General features: G+C 67.8%; 16 protein-coding genes. 7 read left to right on the forward strand and 9 right to left on the reverse strand.

All coding sequences use genetic code 11. The features are described 5' to 3' along the window. Nucleotides 1–45 precede the first annotated feature (45 nt). Entirely contained in the window at nucleotides 46–570 is a 525-nt protein-coding gene (locus GQ674_RS18095; protein ID WP_159498177.1) for a hypothetical protein, read from the forward strand. A 42-nt stretch (nucleotides 571–612) separates the two neighbouring features. Here the strand turns inward: GQ674_RS18095 and GQ674_RS18100 are convergent, their stop codons facing one another. The 3 genes from GQ674_RS18100 to hppD all read right to left on the reverse strand — a co-directional run bounded on the left by GQ674_RS18100 (nucleotide 613) and on the right by hppD (nucleotide 3954). Continuing rightward, a complete protein-coding gene (locus GQ674_RS18100) occupies nucleotides 613–1380 on the reverse strand; it encodes a pentapeptide repeat-containing protein (protein ID WP_159498178.1) in 768 nt (255 codons plus the stop codon). Then, nucleotides 1377–2678, reverse strand: a complete 1302-nt coding sequence (gene hmgA / locus GQ674_RS18105; RefSeq protein WP_159498179.1) for a homogentisate 1,2-dioxygenase — start codon at nucleotides 2676–2678, stop codon at nucleotides 1377–1379. Before hmgA ends, GQ674_RS18100 begins: the two co-directional genes overlap by 4 nt. Before the next feature lie 160 nt (nucleotides 2679–2838). After that, nucleotides 2839–3954 (reverse strand): 4-hydroxyphenylpyruvate dioxygenase, encoded by a 1116-nt coding sequence (gene hppD, locus GQ674_RS18110; protein WP_201290178.1) that lies wholly within the window; start codon nucleotides 3952–3954, stop codon nucleotides 2839–2841. A gap of 130 nt (nucleotides 3955–4084) precedes the next feature. Here hppD and GQ674_RS18115 point away from each other — a divergent pair, with 130 nt between their 5' ends. Beyond that, nucleotides 4085–4576: a MarR family winged helix-turn-helix transcriptional regulator gene (locus GQ674_RS18115; protein ID WP_128095606.1), complete on the forward strand. Its 492-nt coding sequence runs from the start codon at nucleotides 4085–4087 to the stop codon at nucleotides 4574–4576. A 69-nt stretch (nucleotides 4577–4645) separates the two neighbouring features. On the opposite strand, the gene GQ674_RS18120 is transcribed toward GQ674_RS18115, so the two are convergent. From GQ674_RS18120 to GQ674_RS18140, 5 genes are all read right to left on the reverse strand, one after another. Further along, nucleotides 4646–5788 (reverse strand): hypothetical protein, encoded by a 1143-nt coding sequence (locus GQ674_RS18120; protein ID WP_159498180.1) that lies wholly within the window; start codon nucleotides 5786–5788, stop codon nucleotides 4646–4648. A gap of 176 nt (nucleotides 5789–5964) precedes the next feature. Further along, nucleotides 5965–12060 carry an IPT/TIG domain-containing protein gene (locus tag GQ674_RS18125; protein WP_159498181.1) on the reverse strand — a complete coding sequence of 2032 codons (6096 nt, stop codon included), beginning with the start codon at nucleotides 12058–12060 and terminating at the stop codon, nucleotides 5965–5967. Between the two features lie 687 nt (nucleotides 12061–12747). Beyond that, the gene (locus tag GQ674_RS18130; protein ID WP_159498182.1) at nucleotides 12748–13356 is read right to left on the reverse strand and encodes a thioredoxin family protein; all 609 of its coding nucleotides are present in this window, start codon (nucleotides 13354–13356) and stop codon (nucleotides 12748–12750) included. Between the two features lie 8 nt (nucleotides 13357–13364). Continuing rightward, a complete protein-coding gene (locus tag GQ674_RS18135) occupies nucleotides 13365–14867 on the reverse strand; it encodes an oligopeptide:H+ symporter (protein WP_159498183.1) in 1503 nt (500 codons plus the stop codon). 241 nt (nucleotides 14868–15108) lie between these two features. Further along, entirely contained in the window at nucleotides 15109–15987 is an 879-nt protein-coding gene (locus tag GQ674_RS18140; protein WP_159498184.1) for a tryptophan 2,3-dioxygenase family protein, read from the reverse strand. A gap of 335 nt (nucleotides 15988–16322) precedes the next feature. Between GQ674_RS18140 and pdhA the strand changes: the two genes are divergently transcribed. From pdhA to GQ674_RS18160, 4 genes are read left to right on the forward strand one after another with little or no spacing between them, the layout of a single operon-like run. Beyond that, complete coding sequence (gene pdhA / locus GQ674_RS18145; protein WP_159498185.1) at nucleotides 16323–17405, forward strand: pyruvate dehydrogenase (acetyl-transferring) E1 component subunit alpha; 1083 nt, start codon at nucleotides 16323–16325, stop codon at nucleotides 17403–17405. Then, nucleotides 17398–18465, forward strand: coding sequence for an alpha-ketoacid dehydrogenase subunit beta (locus GQ674_RS18150; RefSeq protein WP_159498186.1), 1068 nt, complete (start codon nucleotides 17398–17400; stop codon nucleotides 18463–18465). Before pdhA ends, GQ674_RS18150 begins: the two co-directional genes overlap by 8 nt. 1 nt (nucleotide 18466) lies before the next feature. Continuing rightward, nucleotides 18467–18820: an SH3 domain-containing protein gene (locus GQ674_RS18155; protein WP_038685760.1), complete on the forward strand. Its 354-nt coding sequence runs from the start codon at nucleotides 18467–18469 to the stop codon at nucleotides 18818–18820. After that, on the forward strand, nucleotides 18817–20214 hold the full coding sequence (locus GQ674_RS18160) for a dihydrolipoamide acetyltransferase family protein (protein ID WP_159498187.1): 1398 nt from the start codon (nucleotides 18817–18819) through the stop codon (nucleotides 20212–20214). Before GQ674_RS18155 ends, GQ674_RS18160 begins: the two co-directional genes overlap by 4 nt. A gap of 234 nt (nucleotides 20215–20448) precedes the next feature. Here the strand turns inward: GQ674_RS18160 and GQ674_RS18165 are convergent, their stop codons facing one another. Then, nucleotides 20449–21084 carry an NAD(P)H-binding protein gene (locus GQ674_RS18165; RefSeq protein ID WP_159498188.1) on the reverse strand — a complete coding sequence of 212 codons (636 nt, stop codon included), beginning with the start codon at nucleotides 21082–21084 and terminating at the stop codon, nucleotides 20449–20451. 147 nt (nucleotides 21085–21231) lie between these two features. Between GQ674_RS18165 and GQ674_RS18170 the strand changes: the two genes are divergently transcribed. Further along, on the forward strand, nucleotides 21232–22794 hold the full coding sequence (locus GQ674_RS18170) for a GGDEF domain-containing protein (RefSeq protein WP_159498189.1): 1563 nt from the start codon (nucleotides 21232–21234) through the stop codon (nucleotides 22792–22794). Nucleotides 22795–22807: the final 13 nt, after the last annotated feature.

Here is a 22807-nt window from a genome sequence, read left to right on the forward strand (position 1 = left end):
CCTGCCGCGTTCAGGCTCGGCCTGCACCGCATCGACCCCACGCCCATGCAACCGCGCAAGACCGACCTCGCCCGCACCGCCCTGCAGGCCCACCGTGCGCCCCTGGACATGCGCCAGCGTCGCCTGCTGATCCTGTGCGATGGCCAACGCGACCTGCCGCAGCTCACCGCCATGATCGGGCCGGAAGCGTCAGCGATGGTGATCCAGCTGATCCAGGCCGGGTACCTGGTGTCCAACGCGGCAGCCGATCCCCCGGCGCGGCCTGCGCCTGAGCCCGTGCCGACGATTGCCGCACCCGCCGCAGTGCCGACCGAGCGCCGGCGCTCGCTGCTGGCCGCGCGCATTTACCTGCTGGGCATCCTGGAACTGCAACGGCACCCCCACGCGGCCGCACTGCTGCATGCGCTGCAGCAGGCACGCAGCGACGAGGCGGTGATCGCCAACCTGCATACCGCGCTGGATGCGCTGCCCGCGCTCACCTCGCCCGGCTATGCCGAGCGGGTCCGCCAGCGCCTGCTGGAGGTGCTGCCGAAGGAGCAGGTCGACCGGTTCCAGAGGATCGCGGTTTGACGCACTGGTGTCCGCCGCCGATGCTTCGCCTGCAGGGCGTGATCAGTCCCCTACCAGTGCCGCAATCAACGCTTCTGCAACCGCCGGCTCTTCCACATGGCGCAGGTTGTCCAGATTCAGGATGTCGCCCTGCATCTGCGCGTAGCGGCGAAGGCGGCGCGTGAGCACCTTGGTGGCGGCATCGGCCGGTGCCGCAGACAACGCCTCCAACGCCCGGCGCGCACGCGCGGCGATGTCCGGCAGGAAAACATGGCGCGGATCGAGCGGCGGAATGACCTTATCCAGCCGGCAGTTCTCGAAGGACACGTAGTCCAGAACGCAGGCGCTGAAGTCCGCCTCCAGCAAGGCCGGTGCGCCGGCGCCAACAAACCTCACGTCCTTCAGCACGCCCTCGAACAGGCAGCCGGTGGTGGCGTGTGCCGGCATGCCGGTGTCGACGATCCGGCAGTTGATGAAGGTGCAGCCGTCGAGCACGCAGGCATCGAAACGGCCCTGGCGGAAATCGCAGGTGTCGAAGACGCAGTCGCGAAACACGGTGTCATTGAGGCCGCTGGCGCGAAAGTCGACACGGGTGAACTGGCAGGCGTCCACCACCGTGCGCGCGAAGAAGCGCACCCCGGACATATCGCAGCCCTCCAAGACGCTACGTTGCAGTGTGCAGCGCTCGAACAGCGGCTGGCCCAGGGTCGCACCGCGCAGGTGCAGCCCCTCGATATGCTCGCCAACGAAACGCGATCTGTCGGGCAGCCGCAACGAGATGGCCGCCTCGTGCAACAGACTCAGTGACGCGTGCGGAAGGGCCGCGCTCACGCGATGAAGTTCGCGTTCAAGCCCTGCCAGCACTGCTGGTAATCGCGCTGACGGTGCGTGGCGTCCATGGCCTGCACGGTCGGGCGGATCACCCCGCGGGTTTCGAACATGAAGGCCATGGTGTCCTTGATCACGTCCGGCTTGCTCAGGTCAGCCGCCGAGGCCTTGTCGAACGTGGCCGCATCCGGGCCGTGCCCGCTCATGCAATTGTGCAGCGAGGCGCCACCGGGCACGAAGCCGGCCGCCTTGGCGTCGTAGGCACCGTGGATGAGGCCCATGAACTCGCTGGCGATGTTGCGGTGGAACCACGGCGGCCGGAACGTGTCCTGCGCCACCAGCCAGCGTGGCGGGAAGATGGCGAAGTCCATGTTGCTGGTGCCCGGCGTATCACTGGGCGAATGCAGCACCAGGAAGATCGACGGATCCGGATGGTCGTGGCTGATCGAGCCGATGGTGTTGAAGCGGCGCAGGTCGTAGCGGTACGGCGCGTAATTGCCGTGCCAGGCGACCACGTCCAGCGGCGAGTGGCCGATGGGCGCGCGCCACAGCTGGCCACCGAACTTGGCGATCAATTCGAAGTCACCCTCGATGTTTTCGAAGGCGGCCTGCGGTGTCTCGAAATCGCGCGGGTTGGCCAGGCCGTTGGAGCCGATCGGCCCCAGGTCGGGCAGTTTCAGCAGGGCGCCGAAGTTCTCGCAGATATAGCCGCGTGCCTGGCCGTCGGGCAGCTCGACCCGGAAGCGCACGCCGCGCGGGATCACCGCCACCTGCTGCGGCTCGATCTCGATCACGCCCAGCTCGGTGAGCAGGCGCAGGCCGCCCAGCTGCGGCACGATCAGCAGCTCGCCGTCGGCGTTGTAGAAGTAGCGGCCCTGCATGTCGGCATTGGCCGCGTACAGGTGGATGCCCACGCCATGGTGCGCGTCAGGCGCGCCGTTGCCGCCCATGGTGTACAGGCCATCGATGAAATCGGTGGGGGTGCCGGGCAGCGGCAGCGGGTCCCAGCGCAGCTGGTTGGGCGACACCGCCCCCGCGGCGAAGTCGCCGTGCAGGTGCGGCTGCGCGTAGGCAGTGAACTCCCCGTGCGCCACCGCCGGGCGGATGCGGTACAGCCAGCTGCGCCGGTTGCTGCCGCGCGGTGCGGTGAACGCGGTGCCCGACAACTGTTCGGCATACAGACCATGCGCAACCCGCTGCGGCGAATTGCGGCCTACCGGCAGCGCGCCGGGGACGGCCTCGGTGGCGAACTCGTTGCCGAAGCCGGTCTGGTAACCGCGGGCGGTGAGGGAGGTGGTCATCTGTGCGTGTCCTGGCGGAGCCTGGGAGGTGTGCAATGGGTGGTGCGTTGGAGCAGCCGGGCAGAGCCCGGCTCTACGGGCATGCCCGGCCCTGCAGCAGCCCGGCGGTACGGATGAGTCCGGCGTTGCGGTAGCCGCGCCGGACCTTTGCCGGGTTACGTTACAGCACGCCGCGCTTCATCTGGTCGCGTTCGATGCTCTCGAACAGCGCGGTGAAGTTGCCTTCGCCGAAGCCTTCGTTGCCCTTGCGCTGGATGATCTCGAAGAAGATCGGACCAATGCAGTTGGTGGTGAAGATCTGCAGCAGCTTGCGCTGCTTGGTTTCCGGATCGGCGTCGATCAGGATCTTGTTCCTGGCCAGGCGCGCCACGTCTTCGCCGTGGCCGGGCACGCGCATGTCGATCACGTCGAAGTAGGTGTCCGGGGTATCCAGGAACTCCACGCCCTGCTCACGCATCGCCTCGACGGTCGCATAGATGTCGTTGGTGAAGCAGGCGATGTGCTGGATGCCCTCGCCCTTGTAGGCGTCCAGGTACTCGTTGATCTGGCTCTTTGGATCGGACGATTCGTTGAGCGGGATGCGCACGATGCCGTCCGGGGCGGTCATCGCCTTGGACACCAGGCCGGTCTTGAGGCCCTTGATGTCGAAGTAGCGGATCTCGCGGAAGTTGAACAGGCGCTCGTAGTAGTCCGACCACTGCTGCATGTTGCCGAAGTACAGGTTGTGGGTCAGGTGGTCGATGAAGGTCAGGCCGAACCCGGTCGGGCGCTGGTTGACGCCTTCGATGGGCGCGTAGTCGGCATCGAACATGCTGCCGTTGGCGCCATAGCGGTCCACCAGGTACAGCATGCAGTCGCCTATGCCCTTGATCACCGGGGCCGGCACGGCCTTGGACTCGGGCTTGAAGTCGACCGGCTCGGCACCGTTGCCCAGCGCCATCTGGAACACTTCGTCACCCGGCTTCTGGAAGCGGATGGCGAAACCACAGGCGCACGGGCCGTGCTTTTCCGCGAAGTCCGAGGCGAACGAATCGGGTTCTTCGTTGACCAGGAAGTTGACGTCGCCCTGGCGGTACACGGTGATGGCGCGGCGCTTGTGGCGCAGCACGGCGGTGAAGCCCATCTTGCGGAAGTAGGCGTGCAGTTCGGCGCTGCGGCCGGCCGGGGCGGCGAACTCGACGAACTCGAATCCGTCGATGCCCATCGGGTTTTCGAAGGTGGTGACCTGCATGCCCGGATCGGGTGCGTGGGACGCGGTGCTCAGTTGGCTGGTCATGATGTGGCTCCAAAGCAAAGTCCGCATCGGAAAAAACCAGGTGCGGGAGGCGGGCAGACCCGCGAGAATGCGGTGTCCGGAACTAAGGTTTATAGTTTCACATGAAACCACCATCAAGGTGCACCGCAGCATGAACCCACCCGATCCCAGCAGCCACAGCATCCGTGCCTCGCACGCCCTGCTCGACCTGGAACAGTTCCTGCCATACCGGCTGAGCGTGCTGTCCAACCGGGTCAGCGGCAATATCGCCAAGCTGTATGGGGACCGCTATGGTCTGGCGATCCCGGAATGGCGGGTCATCACGATCCTGGCGCTGTATCCGGGCTCGTCGGCCAGCGAAGTGTCCGACCGCACCGCGATGGACAAGGTGGCCGTCAGCCGCGCCGTGGCCAGACTGCTCGAGCGGGGCTTCATCAAGCGTGAAACCCACGGCGACGACCGGCGCCGCTCGGTGCTGGCGCTGTCGGCGGCCGGCTTCGAGGTGTACGAGACCATCGCCCCGCTGGTGATCGAGATCACCCGCAAGCTGATGTCCGTGCTGAGCGAGGAGGAGGAGCAGATGCTGGAGACGCTGATCCTGCGCCTGGCCGGGGAAGGCCTGCAGAAGATGGATCAGGGCTGAGAGCGGCGTACCCGCCAACGGTGGGTACCTTGGGGGTTCCGGTAGGCAACGACCGTTGGTCGTTGCGCGTCAGCTCAGATGCTTGCGTCGCGCATGCACCCACGGCGCGGCCAGCGCGCCTATGGCGCCGCCAGCGAAGGCGAGCGAGGCGGCCACCACCGGCGCTTCCACCGCACTTGGCAGCGCCAGCGCGGCCAGTACCAGCAATGCCGAGGGCAGGCCGATGAAGGTGGCCATGAAATAGCTCCAGCGCGGCGCCCAGGTGCCTACCTGGAGCAGGCTCACCGGCATCCAGGTTTCGGCCGACGCGTCCTGTTTGACCTTGGCCGCCACCTTGGTCAGGTCCACTTCCACCGGCCCCTTGCCGGTGCGCGCCACGGCCAGCATCTGCGCCACCTCTTCCACCGGTGGGAACGAGGTCGGCCAGGTCATCGGAGCGGTGACCCCGTAGGCAGTCAACAACGGCACACTGATCCAGGGCGCCAGCAGCGGGCGCACCTTGCGCCGGTCGAGCACGCACCACAGCTGGCTCACGCCATGGGCCACCACCGCGTACAGCGCCAGCTGGCCCGGCTCGGGGTACGGCAGCATGCTCACCCGCGCGGCCATGCTGTCGTAGCCCATCTGGCGCAGGAAGCCGGGGCGGGTGCGGCCTTCGTGCGCCCAGGCCAGGCCCAACGCGCCCACCAGGTAAGCCTCGGCCGGATCCTTCACCCCGGCACTGGCGCGGTCGTCGCTGGCCAGGAAGAAGGCCAGCGACTTGGGCTCGTCCACGTCGTCGCGGTCCCAGCGGCCAGTGTCGCCCAGCACGTGCTTGAGCGGCAGGCGCGCCGGAGCGGTCTCGGCCTTGGCCGCGTTCTGCAGGAACGGCAGCACCGACAGCACGAAGCTCTGCAGATCCAGCGCGCGCAAGCCGCTGCCTTGCCATTCCGGCGGCAGCAGCCCGGCCAACGCCGGGTTGCGCGCAAGCAGGTCCAGCTGCGCCTTCTGCTCGACCAGCTTCTGCACCGCGGCCTTGAGCATCACGTTGTCGGGCACCGCGACCAGCGGCAGCCGGTAACGGATGGCGCCGGGGGTCGGCGTATCGTCGGACGCATCGCCGCCGTCCAACGTGCCGTGGTCGTCCAGCAGCACGTCCACCGGGGGCAGGCTTACCCCGCCGGTGACATCAAGGCTGGTGTCCGAAGTGCTGTCGCTGGTGCCCGGCTGCATGCGTATCCGTCCGTTGGTGTGCGCCACGAAACACGCGCGGCATGAGGTCCTTGGAGGTAACGGCAGGCCAACGCAGAAATTGAGCAGAAAGAAGCGCCTCGATTCCTGATGGAATCGAGGCGCTCTTGTTCAACCAACCACCGTGCGACCGTGGATCGGCCGTCATTGGGCGCCGGTCATCGCGCCCCGGTCATCCCTTCGCGCGGCACTGTGGCAGACACACAACCGGCGGGCGTGTCGGCACACCCCGGCTGCGCCTGTGCCGCACCCAACAGGTCGTTGCCCTGCGGGCGCGAGCGCACGGTGGGCGCGCTGCTGCGGCTCCCATAGCGCACCTGCAGCCCGATGCTGTTGCTGCTCAGCGTGTTGCGCCCCTGATCGTGGCCGATCAGCAGCGAGAACATCCATCCGCTGTCCCACTGCAGGTCCACGCCGGCACCGACGGACAGGGTATCGTCGTTGTAGCTGTGCATGGCCAGCAGGTAATCGCGCGCGACAGGACGCTGGACGTAGTTCATCGCCACGTCGCTGCGATCATCCAGCGCGGTGCGGTACTCCACGCTCCAGTGCGGACGCCAGGTCACCCGGTCGGACTTGAATGCATGCGTTCCTTCCAGACCCAGCGCCACCACGCTGCTCTCCACGTCCTGACGCCCGTAGCTCAGGTCGTACACCCCCAGACCGTGCTCGCGGTACGGATCCAGCTCGGCCTTGTGTCCGTCATAGCGCCCGTAGGTGGTAAACGTGGCCCCGGTGGCGGTGCGGTGTTCGTAACCAAAGGTAAGCGAGCCGAACAGCTGATCGCCGGCACGACTGCTGCGCGCCGATGCCGCAGCCAGCTCACTCCAGCGGGTCATGCTGAAGTCCAGCTTGCCGGCTGCCAGCATTGCATCGATGAAGACATGCTCGCCACTGCGCCACAGACCGTAGAGGGCCAGCGAGCGCTGATCAGCGTCGGTCGTTGACGGGCTGCCATCGAACGAGGTGTCCTGGCGACCCCAGCTGCCGGCCACGCCCAGCAGCACGTTCTCGCCCAGCGCACGATCGGCGCCGACGGTGATGCCACCGGTGTTGAAGTCGGCACTGGTGCGGCCCCGACCGACACTGCCAAAGCTCAGCGTACCGGCCGCCCACGTCCCCCAGCCCTGCGGCAGCGCCGGCGCGTCGAGCAGACCATTGCCTACCGGCACCGACAGGCCCTGCTGGCCGTTGCCGCCGGCATAGGCCAGCACTACGTTCATGCTGGACGCATTGGTACCGGTGCGGACCTGACGCAGGCGATCACGGACGTTGGCCTGCTGCACCTGGGCAAAGCGCACGGTGGCGTCCACCTGCGCCTGCAGGCTGCTGACCACCTGCGGGTCCTGGGTCGGGTCGGGACGACCGGCGACCACCAACTTCACCTGCACGCTCGCGGCAGCATAGCCGGCGCTCGCGGCCTGGGCCGCGGTGATTGTGGTGGTGCCCTCGCCCTGCAGCGTTACCGTACGCCCGTTCACCGTAGCCACCGCGGTGTTGGAGCTGGTGAAGGTGAACGCGCCCGGGCTGTTGCTCTGCGGTGCCTGCAGCTCGAACGCGTCCTCACCGTACACCTTGGACAGGTTCTCCACCCAGGTGATCACCGGCGTGGCCGCCGCGATCACCACGTCCATGCGTCGCTGCGGGGCTGCGGCATACAGGCCGTTGCCGGCCTGATCGGCGGTCAGCGCACAGGTGCCGGCGGCCAGCATGGTGACCGTGCCACCCTGCACGCTGCACACCGACGGGCTGGCGCTGGCAAACAGTACCGGCTGGCCGGACGCACCGCCGCTGGCGGACACGGTGAACGTGCCGCCCGGGCGATACACCGGGGCGTCAGGGGTAGCAACAAAGGCCGCGATGGCCTGGGCCGCGGACTGGACCACGAATGTGTAAGCACGGTTGCCGCCGAAGCCGTTGGCATCGGTCACCTGCACCTCGAAGGCGAACGTGCCCGCTTCGGTCGGCTCGCCGGATACTGCACCGGACTCGGACAACGCCAGGCCCGTCGGCAGGCGCCCTGCACGCAGTGCGAAACGATACGGCGCGGTACCGCCGCTGGCGGTCAGCTGCTGGGTGTAGGACTGGGCACCGTCGGCATCGGGCAGCGTGGGCAGATCCAGCACTACCGACGGCGCGGCGATGACAAGGCTGTAGCTGCGGTTGGCCGTAAACGGGCCTTCGCCGGTACTGCTGTCGGTGACGGTCACGGCGAAGGCAAACGTGCCAGCAACCGTGGCCCGGCCGGACAACGTGCCGTCGCTCTGCAGCGCAATGCCGGCCGGCAGCGCGCCGGCAGTTACTGCGAAGGTATAAGGCTCGGCTCCCCCGGTGGCCTGCAGCGTCTGGCTGTAGGCGGCACTGGTACTGCCTTCGGCCAGCGTCGCCTGCGTCAGCGCAACGGTCGGCGGGGCCACGGTGATGCTCACGTCGGCCGGCGCGGACGTACTGAACGCATCGCTTGCGCGGTAGCTGAAGCGGTCAGCACCGGCATACCCCGGATGGGGCGTGTACTGGATGCCGTTGCCGCTGATCACGGCGGTGCCGTGGGCAGGCGCGTCGACCACCGCGACTGTGGCTGGCACGCCGTTGATGACCAGTGCGATCGGCGTGGCCGATGCACCGTAGGGTATCGTGGCGTTGACAGGGCCCGCCACCAGCGCCGCGATCGGCGTGGCTGTATTGGACGGCGCCGAGCCCACGCTGGTACCGGCCGCATTGGTGGCAGTGACGGTAAAGGTGTACCCGGTGCCGGCGGTGAGGCCTGTTACCGTCAGCGGCGAGCCGCTACCGGTGACGTAGGCGCCACCCGGGTGCGCGGTCACGGTGTACTGAGTGATCGCGGCACCCCCATCGCTGACGGGGGCGCTGAAGGTGACCGTGACCGCACCGGTGCCGGAGAACGTGGCAGTGCCGATGCTCGGGGCGCTCGGTACCGAGGCACTGATGGCAAGCGTGAGCGGGCTGCTGGCGGCGGTGAAGGCCGCGCTCGAGCTGTCGGTGATCTCGGCGGCAAAGGTGAAGCTGCCACTCTGGGTGGGGGTGCCGCTGAGCGAGCAATCCGCGTTGAGCTGCACACCTGCCGGCAGCGTGCCGGAGACGGGCATCGCCGCACAGGTGTATGGCGCACGACCGCCGCTGACGCTGATCGCCGCTACCGAGAGCGCAACACCGTGCACGCCGTTGCCGGTCAGGGCTGCGGTCAGCGTCGGGTTGCCCAGCGCCAGGGTGACCGTTGCCGGCGCCGAGGTGCCACCGCCGTTGCTGGCGGTGTACTGGAAGCTGTCATTCACCGCGCGGCGGCCGACCGGTGCCACGTAGCTGACCTGGCCGACAGCGTCGATGCTGACCGAGCCGCCCAGCGTGGTGGTGGCCGAGGTCACTGCGAAAGCGGTGGGCGAATTGCTTGCCTGGCTGGCCAGGTTGAACGCCAGCGGCAGGTTGCCGCCCGCGTTGTAGGGCACTTCGCTGGGGTAGGTGAAGCTGCTGGCCACCGGTGCTGACACGTAACGGTACTCACTCCCCACCCCGTCAGCGCTGACGCCACCGGCGGTGACCACGCGCACGTTCAACGTACCGGCCGCATTGGCCGGCGCACTGGCGGTGATCTGGGTGCTGCTGTTGACGATAAAGGCGCTTGCCGGGGTGGTACCGAACACTACCGCCGTTGTGCCAGCCAGGTTGACGCCGGTAATGACGACGGTAGTACCACCGGCGGTCGGGCCGATCGCAGGGGACAAGGAGGTCACTGTCGGCGCGGCCACGTAGGTGAACTGATCGGCGGCGCTGGTCGCACTGATGCCGCCCACTGTGGTCACGCGGATGTCCACCGTGCCGGTGCCGGCCGGTGCGGTCGCGGTGATCTGGGTGGTGCTGTTGACCGTGTAACCGGTCGCTGCGTTGGCGCCGAAGGTCACTGCCGTGGCACCACTGAAGTTGCTGCCGGTGAGGGTGACGGTCGTACCGCCTGCGCCTGGCCCGGACGTCGGCGAGACCGCCGTGATCACGGGCGCAGCGGCGTAGCTGTACTGATTGGCTGCGCTGGTTGCACTGGTGCCACCGGAGGTGGTCACCCGCACGTTGACCGTGCCGGATCCGGCGGGCGCTTCAGCTCGGATCTGGGTAGCACTATCGACCGCGTAGCCAAGTGCGGCCTGGCCACCAAAGGTGACCGCCGTGGCGCCGGTGAAGCCGGTACCGGTGATCAACAACGTGTTACCGCCACCGGGCGGGCCGGCTGTCGGCGACACCGAGGTCACTGTCGGCGCGCTGACGTAGGTGAACTGATCGGCGGCGCTGGTCGCGCTGGTGCCGCCCGCTGTGGTCACGCGGATGTCCACCGTGCCGGTGCCGGCCGGTGCGGTCGCGGTGATCTGGGTGGCGCTGTTGACCGTGTAACCGGCTGCTGCGTTGGCGCCGAAGGTCACTGCCGTGGCACCACTGAAGTTGCTGCCGGTGAGGATGACGGTCGTACCGCCTGCGCCTGGGCCGGAGGTCGGCGAGACCGCCGTGATCACGGGCGCAGCAGCGTAGCTGTACTGATTGGCTGCACCGGTCGCACTGGTGCCACCGGCGGTGGTCACCCGCACGTTGACCGTGCCGGATCCGGCGGGGGCTTCGGCTCGGATCTGGGTAGCACTATCGACCGCGTAGCCAAGTGCGGCCTGGCCACCAAAGGTGACCGCCGTAGCGCCGGTGAAGCCGGTACCGGTGATCAACAACGTGTTACCGCCACCGGGCGGGCCGGCTGTCGGCGACACAGAGGTCACTGTCGGCGCGCTGACATAGGTGAACTGATCGGCGGCGCTGGTCGCGCTGGTGCCGCCAACCGTGGTCACGCGGATGTCCACCGTACCGGTGCCGGCCGGTGCGGTCGCGGTGATCTGGGTGGCGCTGTTGACCGTGTAACCGGTTGCTGCGTTGGCGCCGAAGGTCACTGCCGTGGCACCACTGAAGTTACTGCCGGTGAGGATGACGGTCGTACCGCCCGCGCCTGGGCCGGACGTCGGCGAGACCGCCGTGATCACGGGCGCAGCAGCGTAGCTGTACTGATTGGCTGCGCTGGTTGCACTGGTGCCACCGGCGGTGGTCACCCGCACGTTGACCGTGCCGGATCCGGCGGGGGCTTCGGCTCGGATCTGGGTAGCACTATCGACCGCGTAGCCAAGTGCGGCCTGGCCACCAAAGGTGACCGCCGTAGCGCCGGTGAAGCCGGTACCGGTGATCAACAACGTGTTACCGCCACCGGGCGGGCCGGCTGTCGGCGACACCGAGGTCACTGTCGGCGCGCTGACGTAGGTGAACTGATCGGCGGCGCTGGTCGCGCTGGTGCCGCCCGCTGTGGTCACGCGGATGTCCACCGTGCCGGTGCCGGCCGGTGCGGTCGCGGTGATCTGGGTGGCGCTGTTGACCGTGTAACCGGTTGCTGCGTTGGCGCCGAAGGTCACTGCCGTGGCACCACTGAAGTTACTGCCGGTGAGGATGACGGTCGTACCGCCCGCGCCTGGGCCGGACGTCGGCGAGACCGCCGTGATCACGGGCGCAGCAGCGTAGCTGTACTGATTGGCTGCGCTGGTTGCACTGGTGCCACCGGCGGTGGTCACCCGCACGTTGACCGTGCCGGATCCGGCGGGCGCTTCAGCTCGGATCTGGGTAGCACTATCGACCGCGTAGCCAAGTGCGGCCTGGCCACCAAAGGTGACCGCCGTAGCACCGGTGAAGCCGGTACCGGTGATCAACAGCGTGTTACCGCCACCGGGCGGGCCCGCCGTCGGCGACACCGAAGTCACTGTCGGCGCGGCAGCTGTGGCCTGGCTGTTGCCCGCGAAGCCGTTGAAGGTCACGCCGAGCAGGTCGCTGCCCGTCATGCGGATCTCATCCACCTCCACGGCGCTGTAAGACTGCACGCCGTAGAAGAAAGGCGTTATGAGCTGCTGCGTTACCTCCGAGCCGTTGCGCATCACGCGGACGGTGACAGGAAAGTCTGGCCCGAAATCGCCGTTGAACCCCAGCGTATTGAGCACGAAAGGCGCGTTGTCCAAACGCCGGATGGTCAGTTGGGGGATGGAATTGTTGACCAGCAGGCCAGCGCCGGTTTCCCAGACAAAGGCATTGGTGGGAGCAGTGAAAACGAACACGTCCCCACCCAGGGTCATCTGGAACGAGGCAACGCCAGGGCCGCCGGTGTTGACCGGCACCCCCGAGGGTGGGCTGCTGAAGCTCTCGTTGAACGACGCAGCGCGGGCCGTCGGCATCAATATCCAGAACAGCAGGAGTGCCGGGGCGAGCCAGGCCCACGCCCTGCGGCGCGATGTACCCGTGCGTCCTGCGTGCCCGGCAGTCTGTGCGGCGACGATTCCCATGTGCAGCTCCATGTTCTGATCCTTGAATACGCTTGCCGACACGCAAGCCAAGCCAGTGCGGCACGCCAGGCAACTGCCCGACTGCGATCGCACCTTGTTATCCCTGATTGAAAAACACCCTGGCACCAGAACGGGCCACCCGGTCCTTCCCCCGCCTGCATCACCAGCGCACCGCTCCCCTACCGGCGTGCGTGAAAAGGCACCCCGACGACAGGTAATAGCGGCTGGACGCGGCGATTGCTTTAGCAGCCGCGATGTTGCCACCGTCCCACCTGCCGCTTTGCCGCGTCATTCCGTGAATAACAGCACGGAATTTTTTTCACAAGTATGAGTGAGATGATCTCGAATCGTGATCCGGATGGATAGTCAGGATTTTCCGGACACGCCATGCCGGTGGAGCCGACCGTTGGTCGGCTGCTGCTGATCTGCGGCGCAAGAGCGACAGGGACATCGAAGGTCCCTGCGCGCCGAGGCGGGCCGACCAGCGATCGGCTTCAACGGGATGCGACGCGTCACGCCATCTGCCAGGTGGCTGAAAAAACGCAAAAAAAAACCGCGGAATCCGCGGCTTTTTCTCGATCACGACGCCTTGGGTGGCGCCCATTGCTTCATGAAAGCGAAGAAGCGGTCACGGTCGTAGCCCTTCTTCTGCCCCTTGTCCGCCTCCAGCTCCCCGGTGAACTGCGAATGCAGCAGCGTGCCGTCGGCATCAAGCACGAACAGGTGCGGGTAGCCCTTCACTGCCGGGAACTGCGACAGGAATGCCGCGTTCTCGTTGTCTTCGCTGTAGTTGACCTTCATCCACACGAAGTTGGCGTCGCGGAAGCTGCGGATCTCCGCATCGCCCTCGATGAAGGCATCCATCAGGTGGCACCACGAGCACCACTCCCCGCCCACGTCCAGCACGATCCGCTTGCCCCCGCGCTGGGCCTCGACCTTGGCCGTGGCCAGGTCGGCGACCGGATCGCGGGCCGGGTCGAACTGCGCGTTGAGCGCCGCCACGGCGGCGACATCCGCCGCGGCCGGGGTATTGCCCGAGGCCACCGGTACGCTGGGATCGGCGACCGGCGCCTTCTGCTCGGTGGTGTCCACCGGCTGCGCAGGCGCAGCGGTGGGCGTCGACGACGGCGAACAGGCGGCCAGCAGGCCGGCCACGATCATCGACATTGCCGCTGCTTTCATGCGCATCGCAGACCTCACTTGACGCCGTGCATCAACTTGTTGATCAGCGGGGCGAGCAGGAACAGCAGCGCACCGGAGATGATCAACGCCCAGAAACCGAAGGTATACCCCTTCAGGGCCGATTCCACGGTCATGCCGCCTTCGCCACTGACCACGCCGGCGAAGATGCCCGACAGGTTGTTGCCGATGCCGGTGGACAGGAACCAGCCGCCCATGCCGAAGCCGACCAGGCGTACCGGGGCCAGCTTGGTCACCATCGACAGGCCGATCGGCGACAGGCACAGCTCACCGACCGACTGGATGACGTAGACCATGAACAGCGTCCAGAACGGGATCTTGCCGTCCACCACCATGCTCGACAGGGCCAGCATCAGCAGCGCGAAGGCCGCGCCGTTGAACAGCAGGCCCAGGCCGAACTTGCGCGGGATCGACGGGTTGGCGCGGCCGAGCTTGATCCAGATCCAGGCAATGATCGGGGCCAGGGTGATGATGGCCACCGAGTTGACCGACTGGAACCACGCGGTCGGGAAGGTCCAGCCGCCGAGCTGGCGGTTGACGATCTCATCGGCCAGGAAGGTGAACGAACTGCCGGCCTGTTCGAAGAACATCCAGAACATCACGTTGAAGACGAAGATGATCAGCATGGCGATCACGCGATCGCGCTGGACCTTGCCCTCGCGGATGCCTTCAACCAGCAGCAGCACGCCCAGCGCGATGAACATCACGCCCAGGATCCAGGCCAGCGCGGTGGCGCCGGTGGACAGCAGGAAGTAGGCCACCGGGATGGCGACGATGGCGCCCACGAACACCATGATGATGCGGCTGAACCCTTCGGCGCCCACCGGCGGTGCGCCGATGCCCTTCAGGCCGGCACGGCCGACGTAGAACCACGCCAGGCTGATCAGCATGCCGATGCCCGAGGCGATGAAGACCATCTTGTAGGACGGCATCGCCTGGGTGCCGAACACGCGCTCGGCCAGGTACTGGGTAAGCACCGGGGCGATCATCGCGCCGATGTTGATGCCCATGTAGAAGATGGTGAAGCCCGAGTCGCGCCGCTCATCCTTCAGGCCGTACAGCTTGCCGACCATGGTGGAGATGTTGGGCTTGAACAGGCCGTTGCCGATGATGATCGTGGCCAGGCCCAGCTCGAACACTTCCTTGTTCGGCATGGCGACCATGAACAGGCCGGCGGCCATGATCACCGCACCGGTCAGGATCGAGCGTTGGTAGCCCAGCACCCGGTCGGCCACGTAGCCGCCGAAAATGGCCGCCGCGTAGACCAGCGCCAGGTAGGCACCGTAGGTCCGGCTGGCCGCAGCCTGGCCGGCCGAGTCGCCCTCGAAGAACTGCGCCACGATGTACAGCACCAGCGCCCAGCGGATGCCATAGAACGCGAAGCGTTCCCAGAATTCGGTCATGAACAGCATCCACAACGGGCGCGGGTGGCCCAGCGTGGTCTTGAAATCCGGCAGCGCCGGGTCGGGAACGGATTTCGCGGCGGCGTCTACGCTCATGCGGGATTCCTGGGTTCGGTGGAAGACATGCACGTCCGATGTGCGAACAGCGCGGGAGAATCCCAGACCAACGGCGTTCACGTCAAATACACGCCGATCCGTGCAGGTGGCGGCATGCTCGCTGAACTTGCACCTGCAACCATCGGGGATGACCCGTCAGCGCAGCAACGGCGGGGGCTGCGGGCAGCCCCGTGGTCATCCGGGCGTCATGATGAATAGGGCGATCGGGCCCGGCGCGGGCTCAGGCGTCGGGTGGCATCGGGTCGTCGTTGCGGATCGTGGTGCGCACCTGGAACAGCTCCGGGAAGAAGGTCAGCTCCAGCGCCTGGCGCAGGAAGCCGACCCCGCTGGAGCCGCCGGTGCCGCGCTTGAAGCCGATCACCCGCATCACCGTGCGCATGTGACGGAAGCGCCACAGCTGGAACGCGGTCTCCAGATCCACCAGGTCCTCGCACAACGCATACTCGCGCCAGAAGCGGTCGGTGTTCTGATAGATCCGCTCGAACACCGGGTGCAGGGCGTCGTCGGCCACGTGCGGCTGCTGCCAGTCGCGGCCGGTGTACTCGGCCGGCACCGGGTGGCCGAAGCGGGCCAGGTAGCGCAGGAATTCCTCGTACAGGCTGGGCGCGTCCAGCACTTCCTGCAGCTGCGCCTGGCCGGCCGGGTCGTGCGAGAACACCTGCAGCATCTGCGCGTTCTTGTTGCCCAGCAGGAACTCGATGTAGCGGTACTGCAGCGACTGGAAGCCCGAAGACGGGCCCAGCACGTCGCGGAAGCCCATGTACTCGGACGGGGTCAGGGTTTCCAGCACCGACCACTGCTCGGTCAGCTGGCGCAGCACCTGCTTGCTGCGCGCCAGCACCTTGCGGCACTGCCAGACCTCGTCGCGCTGCAGGAAGCCGATGGCCGCGCGCAGTTCGTGGGCCAGCAGCTTCAGCCACAGCTCGGAGGTCTGGTGCTGGATGATGAAGAGCATCTCATCGTGGTGCGGCGGGTTGGACAGCGGCTGCTGGGCGCTCAGCAGCTGGTCCAGCCGCAGGTAGCCGCCGTAGGTCAGGCGCCCCTGCAGATCGGTGTGGATACCGGCTTCGAGGTCGCGTTGGTTCTTCTCGACGGACATGGCGTGGGCCAAATGAGGGGGTCAAAGGGTAGCGCACAGCATGCGCTCCCGGGCGGCGGGGGCCATGCGCCGGCGTGTGGTGCCGGGGCGGGGGCCGGATTCTGCGCGGGCAGGCCCGCCGCGGCACGGCGCCGCCCTGCCCTGCCGCCGCTCGCTCATGCCTGGTTGCGGCAACTGAATACGTTGCAGTCATTGGCATTTCGCGCCCCTTCCGGGGTATATGGGCGTATTGTCCACCGGGACACTTGCTGCGCCGCAGGACGGCTTTTTCGTACGCCTTCCTTAACATGGCAATTCATATCATTTGTAACTTCCTGTCGAAGGTGCAGTACGCAATGACGGTTGCCGCTGAGTTCAAGATCGAATACCTGCAGTACCTGGACACGGACGGCACGCTCGTCCGCGATGACCTGCCCGAGGCCCTACGCGATCCACGCGCGCTGCTGCCGATGTTCAAGCAGATGCTGTTCGTGCGCGTGTTCGACGGCAAGTCGATCGCGCTGCAGCGCACCGGCAAGCTGGGTACGTACGCGGCCTGCCTGGGCCACGAAGCCGCCCACGTGGGCATCGGCGCCGCGATGCAGAAGGACGACGTGTTCGCCCCGTCCTACCGCGAGTACGGCGCGATGTTCATGCGTGGCGTGCGCCCGCACGACGTGCTGATGTACTGGGGCGGCGACGAGCGTGGCAACGACTACGGCGGCAACGCGGCCAAGGACTTCCCGTTCTGCGTGCCGATTTCCACCCAGTGCCTGCACGCGGCCGGCGCGGCGCTGAAGTTCAAGCTCAACAACGAAAAGCAGATCGCGGTGGCGGTGTGCGGCGATGGCGGCAGCTCCAAGACCGACTTCTACGCTGCCCTGAACTCCGCCGGTGCCTACAAGCTCCCGTTGATCCTGTGCATCGTCAACAACGGCTGGGCCATCTCGGTCCCGCGTTCGGCCCAGACCGGTGCCGAAACGCTGGCGCAGAAGGGGCTGGCCGGTGGCCTGTTCTGCCTGCAGGTGGACGGCAACGATCTGATCGCGGTGATGGCCGCCATGCTGCAGGCGCGCGAACGCGCGCTGGCCGGCGACGGCGGCACCGTGCTGGAACTGATGACCTACCGCCTGTCCGACCACACCACCGCCGATGACGCGCGCCGCTACCGCGACGACGCCGAAGTGAAGGATGCCTGGCAGCGCGAGCCGATGCTGCGCCTGCGCAAGTACCTCACCAACGCCGGTGTGTGGAGCGAGGAAGAGGAAGCCGCCTGGACCGCCGAGTGCGGCAAGCGCGTGGACGAAGAAGTGAACCTGTACCTCAATACCCCGGTGCAGCCGGTGGAGGCGATGTTCGACTTCCTGTATGCCGACCCGCCGCAGGACCTGCTGGCCCAGCGTGCGCAGGCGATCGCCCTGGAGCAGCGCCATGGATGAGATCAAGAACGGCGCCTCCAGCGCGCAGACCAACGCCGCCGACAGCGCCGCCGCCGCGCGCGGAGAAGAGAGCATGACCACCACCCCGATCACCCTCATCGAAGCCATTACCCAGGCGCTGGCCTGGGAGCTGGAGCACGACAAGTCGGTGCTGGTGCTGGGCGAAGACGTGGGCGTCAACGGCGGAGTGTTCCGCGCCACGGCCGGCCTGCAGCAGCGCTTTGGCGCCGACCGCATCCTGGACACCCCGCTGGATGAAACGACCATCGCCGGGCTGACCATCGGCCTGGCCGCACAGGGCATGAAGCCGGTGGCCGAAGCCCAGTTCGACGGCTTCATGTACCCGATGGTGGACCACATCATCTGCCACGCCGCGCGCCTGCGTTACCGCACCCGTGGCCGCCTGCACTGCCCGATGGTGCTGCGCGTGCCGTGGGGCGGTGGCATCCGCGCGCCTGAGCACCACAGCGAAGCCAACGAATCGATCTTCACCAACGTGCCGGGCCTGCGCGTGGTGCTGCCGTCCTCGCCGCAGCGCGCCTATGGCCTGTTGCTGGCCGCGATCCGCGAACCGGATCCGGTGATCTATATGGAGCCCAAGCGCATCTACCGCCAGTACAAGGAAGTGGTCGTCAACGACGGCGAAGCCTTGCCGCTGGACGTGTGCTTCGTGCTGCGCGACGGCACCGACGTGACCCTGGTCACCTGGGGCGCGCAGGTGAAGGAAGCGCTGGAAGCAGCCGACAAGCTGGCCGGCGAAGGCATCAGTGCCGAAGTGATCGACGTGGCCACGCTGCGCCCGCTCGACTTTGCCACCATCGCCGAGTCGGTGGCCAAGACTGGCCGCTGCGTGATCGTGCAGGAGGCGCCGAAGACGGCCGGCTTCGGTGCGGAAATCGCCGCGCGCCTGGCCGAGGAATCGCTGTACGACCTGCTGGCACCGGTCGAGCGCGTCACCGGCTATGACACCCACATTCCGTTGTTCCGCCTGGAAATGAAGTACCTGCCAAGCGTGGACCGGATCGTCAGCGCTGCCAAACGCGCCATTGCGGCAGGCTGACGTGCGGGCCCGCCTCCTAGGCCCGTACCGCAGCCAGTACCCCAACCCGCTCCGGTTCCGCACCGGCCAGATCGTCGAACTGGGTGTTCGTGACGAAGAATGGCCGGCGTTTGCCTGGGTACGCACCGATGACGGGCGTGCCGGCTGGGCACCGGTGGCGTGGTTGCAGTTGCTGGACGAGGGTCGCGCAGAAGCCCTGCGCGACTACGACGCCCGCGAACTGGATGTGGACAGCGGTGAACTGGTCAAACTGCATCATGAACACGGTGGTTGGTGGTGGTCCGAGCGCGCGAACGGCGCGACGGGCTGGCTGCCGGCCCGCGATCTCGAACTGCTGGAAGAGAACTGCACATGAGTGAGAACAAGAATTTCCACCTGCCCGACCTCGGCGAAGGCCTGCCGGACGCCACGATCGTGGAGTGGTTCGTCAAGGTAGGCGACGTGATCGCGCTCGACGCGCCGCTGGTCTCCATGGAGACCGCCAAGGCCGTGGTCGAAGTGCCCTCGCCGTTCTCCGGCAAGGTGCTGGCGCTGGCCGGCGGTGAAGGCGACATCATTCCCACCGGCAGCGTGCTGGCCCAGTTCGAACTGGACCCGAACATGCCGCAGCGCGCCGATGGCCAGGACACCGGCCACAGCCACGGACATGCCGCACCGTCGCCTACCCCCAGCACCGGCCAGACCGCGGCCGCGCAGCCGGACAAGGTGGTGGCGTCGGACAACGGGGGCGAGATCGCCAAGCCCGGCGCCGAGCGCGATGACGCCGGCACTGTGGTCGGCGCCATGCAGAGCTCCAATGCCGTGCACGCCGAACAGGCCGTCGCCGTGGGCGGGGTCAAGGCCGTGCCGGCCGTGCGCGCCACCGCGCGCAAGCTGGGCGTGGACCTCACCCGCGTGCGTGCCACCGGCACCGATGGCGCGGTGACCATGGCCGACGTCAAGCAGGCCGCCGCCGATGGCAGCGCCAAGGTCGGCGCTGCGCCGGCACGCGCCGCCGTGGCCGCACCGGCTGCCGCTGCACCGGCACCGGTGGCGCGCGCCGGCGAATCGCGTACGCCGCTGTCGGCCGCCGGTCGCCCGATGCGCACCCAGCCGCCGGGCGTGGTGGCCAAGGGCCAGCCGGAACCGCTCAAGGGCGTGCGCCGGAACATGGCGCGGGTCATGGCCGATGCGCACAGCAAGGTCGTGCCGACCACGCTCAACGACGACGCCGACATCCACGCCTGGGTGCCGGGCAACGACGTCACCGCGCGCCTGGTGCGCTCGATCGTGGTGGCCTGCCAGAAGGTGCCGGCCCTGAACGCGTGGTTCGACGGCGATGCGCTCACCCGCACGCTGCACAACCAGGTGGACATCGGCATCGCGGTGGACACCGACGACGGCCTGTTCGTGCCTGCCCTGCGCAACGCCGACATGCTCGACGCCCGTGGCATCCGCGAGGGCGTGAACCGCCTGCGCGAGCAGGTGGAATCGCGCTCGATCGCCGCCTCCGAGCTGAGCGGCTACACCATCTCGCTGTCCAACTTCGGCATGTTCGCCGGCCGCTACGCGACCCCGGTCGTGGTGCCGCCGTGCGTGGCCATCGTCGGTGCCGGCCGTGCCCGCCACCAGATGACCCCGGTGATGGGCGGCGTGGAAGCGCACAAGGTGATCCCGCTGTCGGTCACCTTCGACCACCGCGCGGCGACCGGCGGTGAGGCGGCGCGCTTCCTGCGGGCGATGCTGGATGATCTGGCGCTGGCCAGCTGATCTGCGCGAGCGGGTAGCTGCCGACCGTTGGTCGGCGGGCAATGACGGATACGACAATGGCCACCGCAAGGTGGCCGTTGTTGTTTGCGCCCCGGTAGTGCCAACCGCTGGCCGGCTCCTCCGTATACCGTGCAGCCGACCAACGGTCGGCTCTACCCGGTTGGGGTTCCTGCAGCCGACCAACGGTCGGCTCTACCTCGGTTGGGTTTCTGTGCAGCCGACCAACGGTCGGCTCTACCGTGCAAGGTCTGCTGCGCCTACGATCTGGACGCCCGGGCGCGGTGCCAGTGCTGCCTCCACCATCGCCGCGGCGATGTTGACCGCCGGGTTGATCCGCCAGGCGCGTGGCAGCACCGGGCCGAGCGCGCCCAGCACCAGGCTGGCCAGGTGCTCCCCGGTGCGGCGTTCGCTGCGTTCGCCGCCGATCAGACCGGGGCGTACCAGCGTCAGCGAGCGGTAGCCCAGCCCGCGCAGGTCCTGTTCCAGCCGGCCCTTGACCTGGTTGTAGAAGATCCGCGACTGCGGGTCGGCGCCCATTGCCGAATTCAGCACGAATGCGTGCGCGCCGTGGGCCTGGGCCAAGGTGGCCACCTGCAGCGGGTAGTCGTGGTCGATCCGGGCGAACACCGCGCGGCTGCCGGCCTGCTTGATGGTGCTGCCCAGCGCGCAGATCACCGCATCCACCGCCCACCAGGACGCGTCCACCGGCAGCCGCTCGAAGTCGACCACCGGGTTGTGCAGGGCCGGGTCGGCGTGCGCCAGCGGCCGCCGGGTGGGCGCCACCACCGCATCGCAGCGCGCGTCATCCAGCAGCTGCTGCAGCACCTGCCCGCCCACCAGCCCGGTTGCCCCCACCAGCATCACCTTCATCGCACGCTCCCACCGTCAGATTGCCTACCATCGTGGCACAGCCGACGTGCCCGGCCCGCGTTCAAGCCGGCGTGCCCGGCGCCGATACTGTTCCAACCTCTTCCACCTGCCCGGCCGCCCCGCCGGTGACCCGCCAAGGATCCGCGCATGACCGACCCGCACGACGCTCCCCCCAGCCCCGGCACCGCCGTGGGCCGGCTGCTGTCGCGGCGCCAGGCCGGCACCCGGGTGATCGACACGGCCAGCGTGGACGCACCCGGCCCCAAGGGCGGCAGCAGCGCGATGCTGCAGCGCCTGTTCGCCGGTGCCGAACAGCCCGAACCGCTGCTGGCCGCCTTCGCCAATGGGATGTCCACCCTGCCCGGCGAACTGGGCGACATGGGCCTGCGCCTGCAGTCGGCGCAGCGCAGTGCCGACTGGGTCAGCTACGGCCGCGCGATGCGCCAGCTGATCGACAAGTACATCCGCACCATCGAGCAGGACAGCCCCGACGGCCAGCCCGACAGCCTGCGCCTGCGCGAGCTGCTGCGGCACACGCTGGGCGTGACCGTGGCCAGCCTGCTGCAGAACATGCCCGAGCTGCGGGACGAACCCGCGCAGATCGCCGCCGACCTGCGCCACTGGCATCCCGGCCAGCCGCTGCAGCCGATCGAACTGCGCCTGCGCGAGCTGACCCACCAGATCGGCGTGCGCAGCGATGGCTGGCAGGAGCAGCAGGAACTGCTGCTGAGCCTGTTCGACCTGCTGCTGGACAATATCGGCGAGCTGCTGGATGACAGCAGCTGGCTGCATGGGCAGGTGCATGCGGTGCGCCAGCTGATCAGCGGCCCGCTGGACCGCGACTCGGTCGACCAGGCGCGCGCCAACCTGCGCGAAGTGATCTACAAGCAGGGTTTGCTCAAGCAGGGCATCGTTGAATCCAAGGCGGCCATGAAGGGCCTGATGGGCGGCTTCATCGAGCGCCTCGACGGCATGGCCGTGAGCACCGGCGAATACCACGACCGGATCAGTAGTTATGCGCTGGCCCTGAAGGAAGCGCGCAGCATCGCCGACCTCAGCCAGCTGCTGCAGGGCGTGCTGCAGGACACCGGCCGCGTGCAGGAGCAGGCACTGCAGGCGCGCGACCACCTGGGCAATGCACGCCGCGAAGTGGAACAGGCCGAGCAGCGCATCGCCGAGCTGGAGCAGGAACTGCGTGATGTGTCCGGGCTGGTCCGCACCGACCCGCTGACCGGGGCGCTCAACCGCCGCGGCTTCGACGAGCTGGTCGAGCGCGAGCTGGCGCGGGCCGGCCGCCATGGCCACCCGCTGGCCCTGGCGCTGATCGACCTGGACGACTTCCACCAGACCAACACCGCCCACGGCCATGCCGGCGGCGATGCCGTGCTGCGCCAGCTGGTGGCGGTCTGCCAGCTGCACCTGCGCAGCACCGATGCGATCGCCCGCATCGGCGGTGACGAGTTCGTGCTGCTGCTGCCCGAGACACCGGCCGCCGACAGCATGTCCACCCTGCTGCGGCTGCAGCGCTCGCTGGCCCAGCGCCCGCTGCAGCTGGACGACACGCGGGTGCCGGTGCACTTCAGCGCCGGGGTGGCGCAATGGCAGGCCGGCGAACCGGTGGATGCCCTGCTGCGGCGTGCCGATGCGGCCCTGTATGCGGCCAAGCGGGTCGGCAAGAACCGCGTGCAGGCGGCCGACGCGCCGCGGTGATCGGCGTGCCCGC

Origin of the sequence: Stenotrophomonas sp. 364 (genome assembly GCF_009832905.1) — a bacterium.
Lineage (GTDB): Bacteria > Pseudomonadota > Gammaproteobacteria > Xanthomonadales > Xanthomonadaceae > Stenotrophomonas > Stenotrophomonas maltophilia_AP.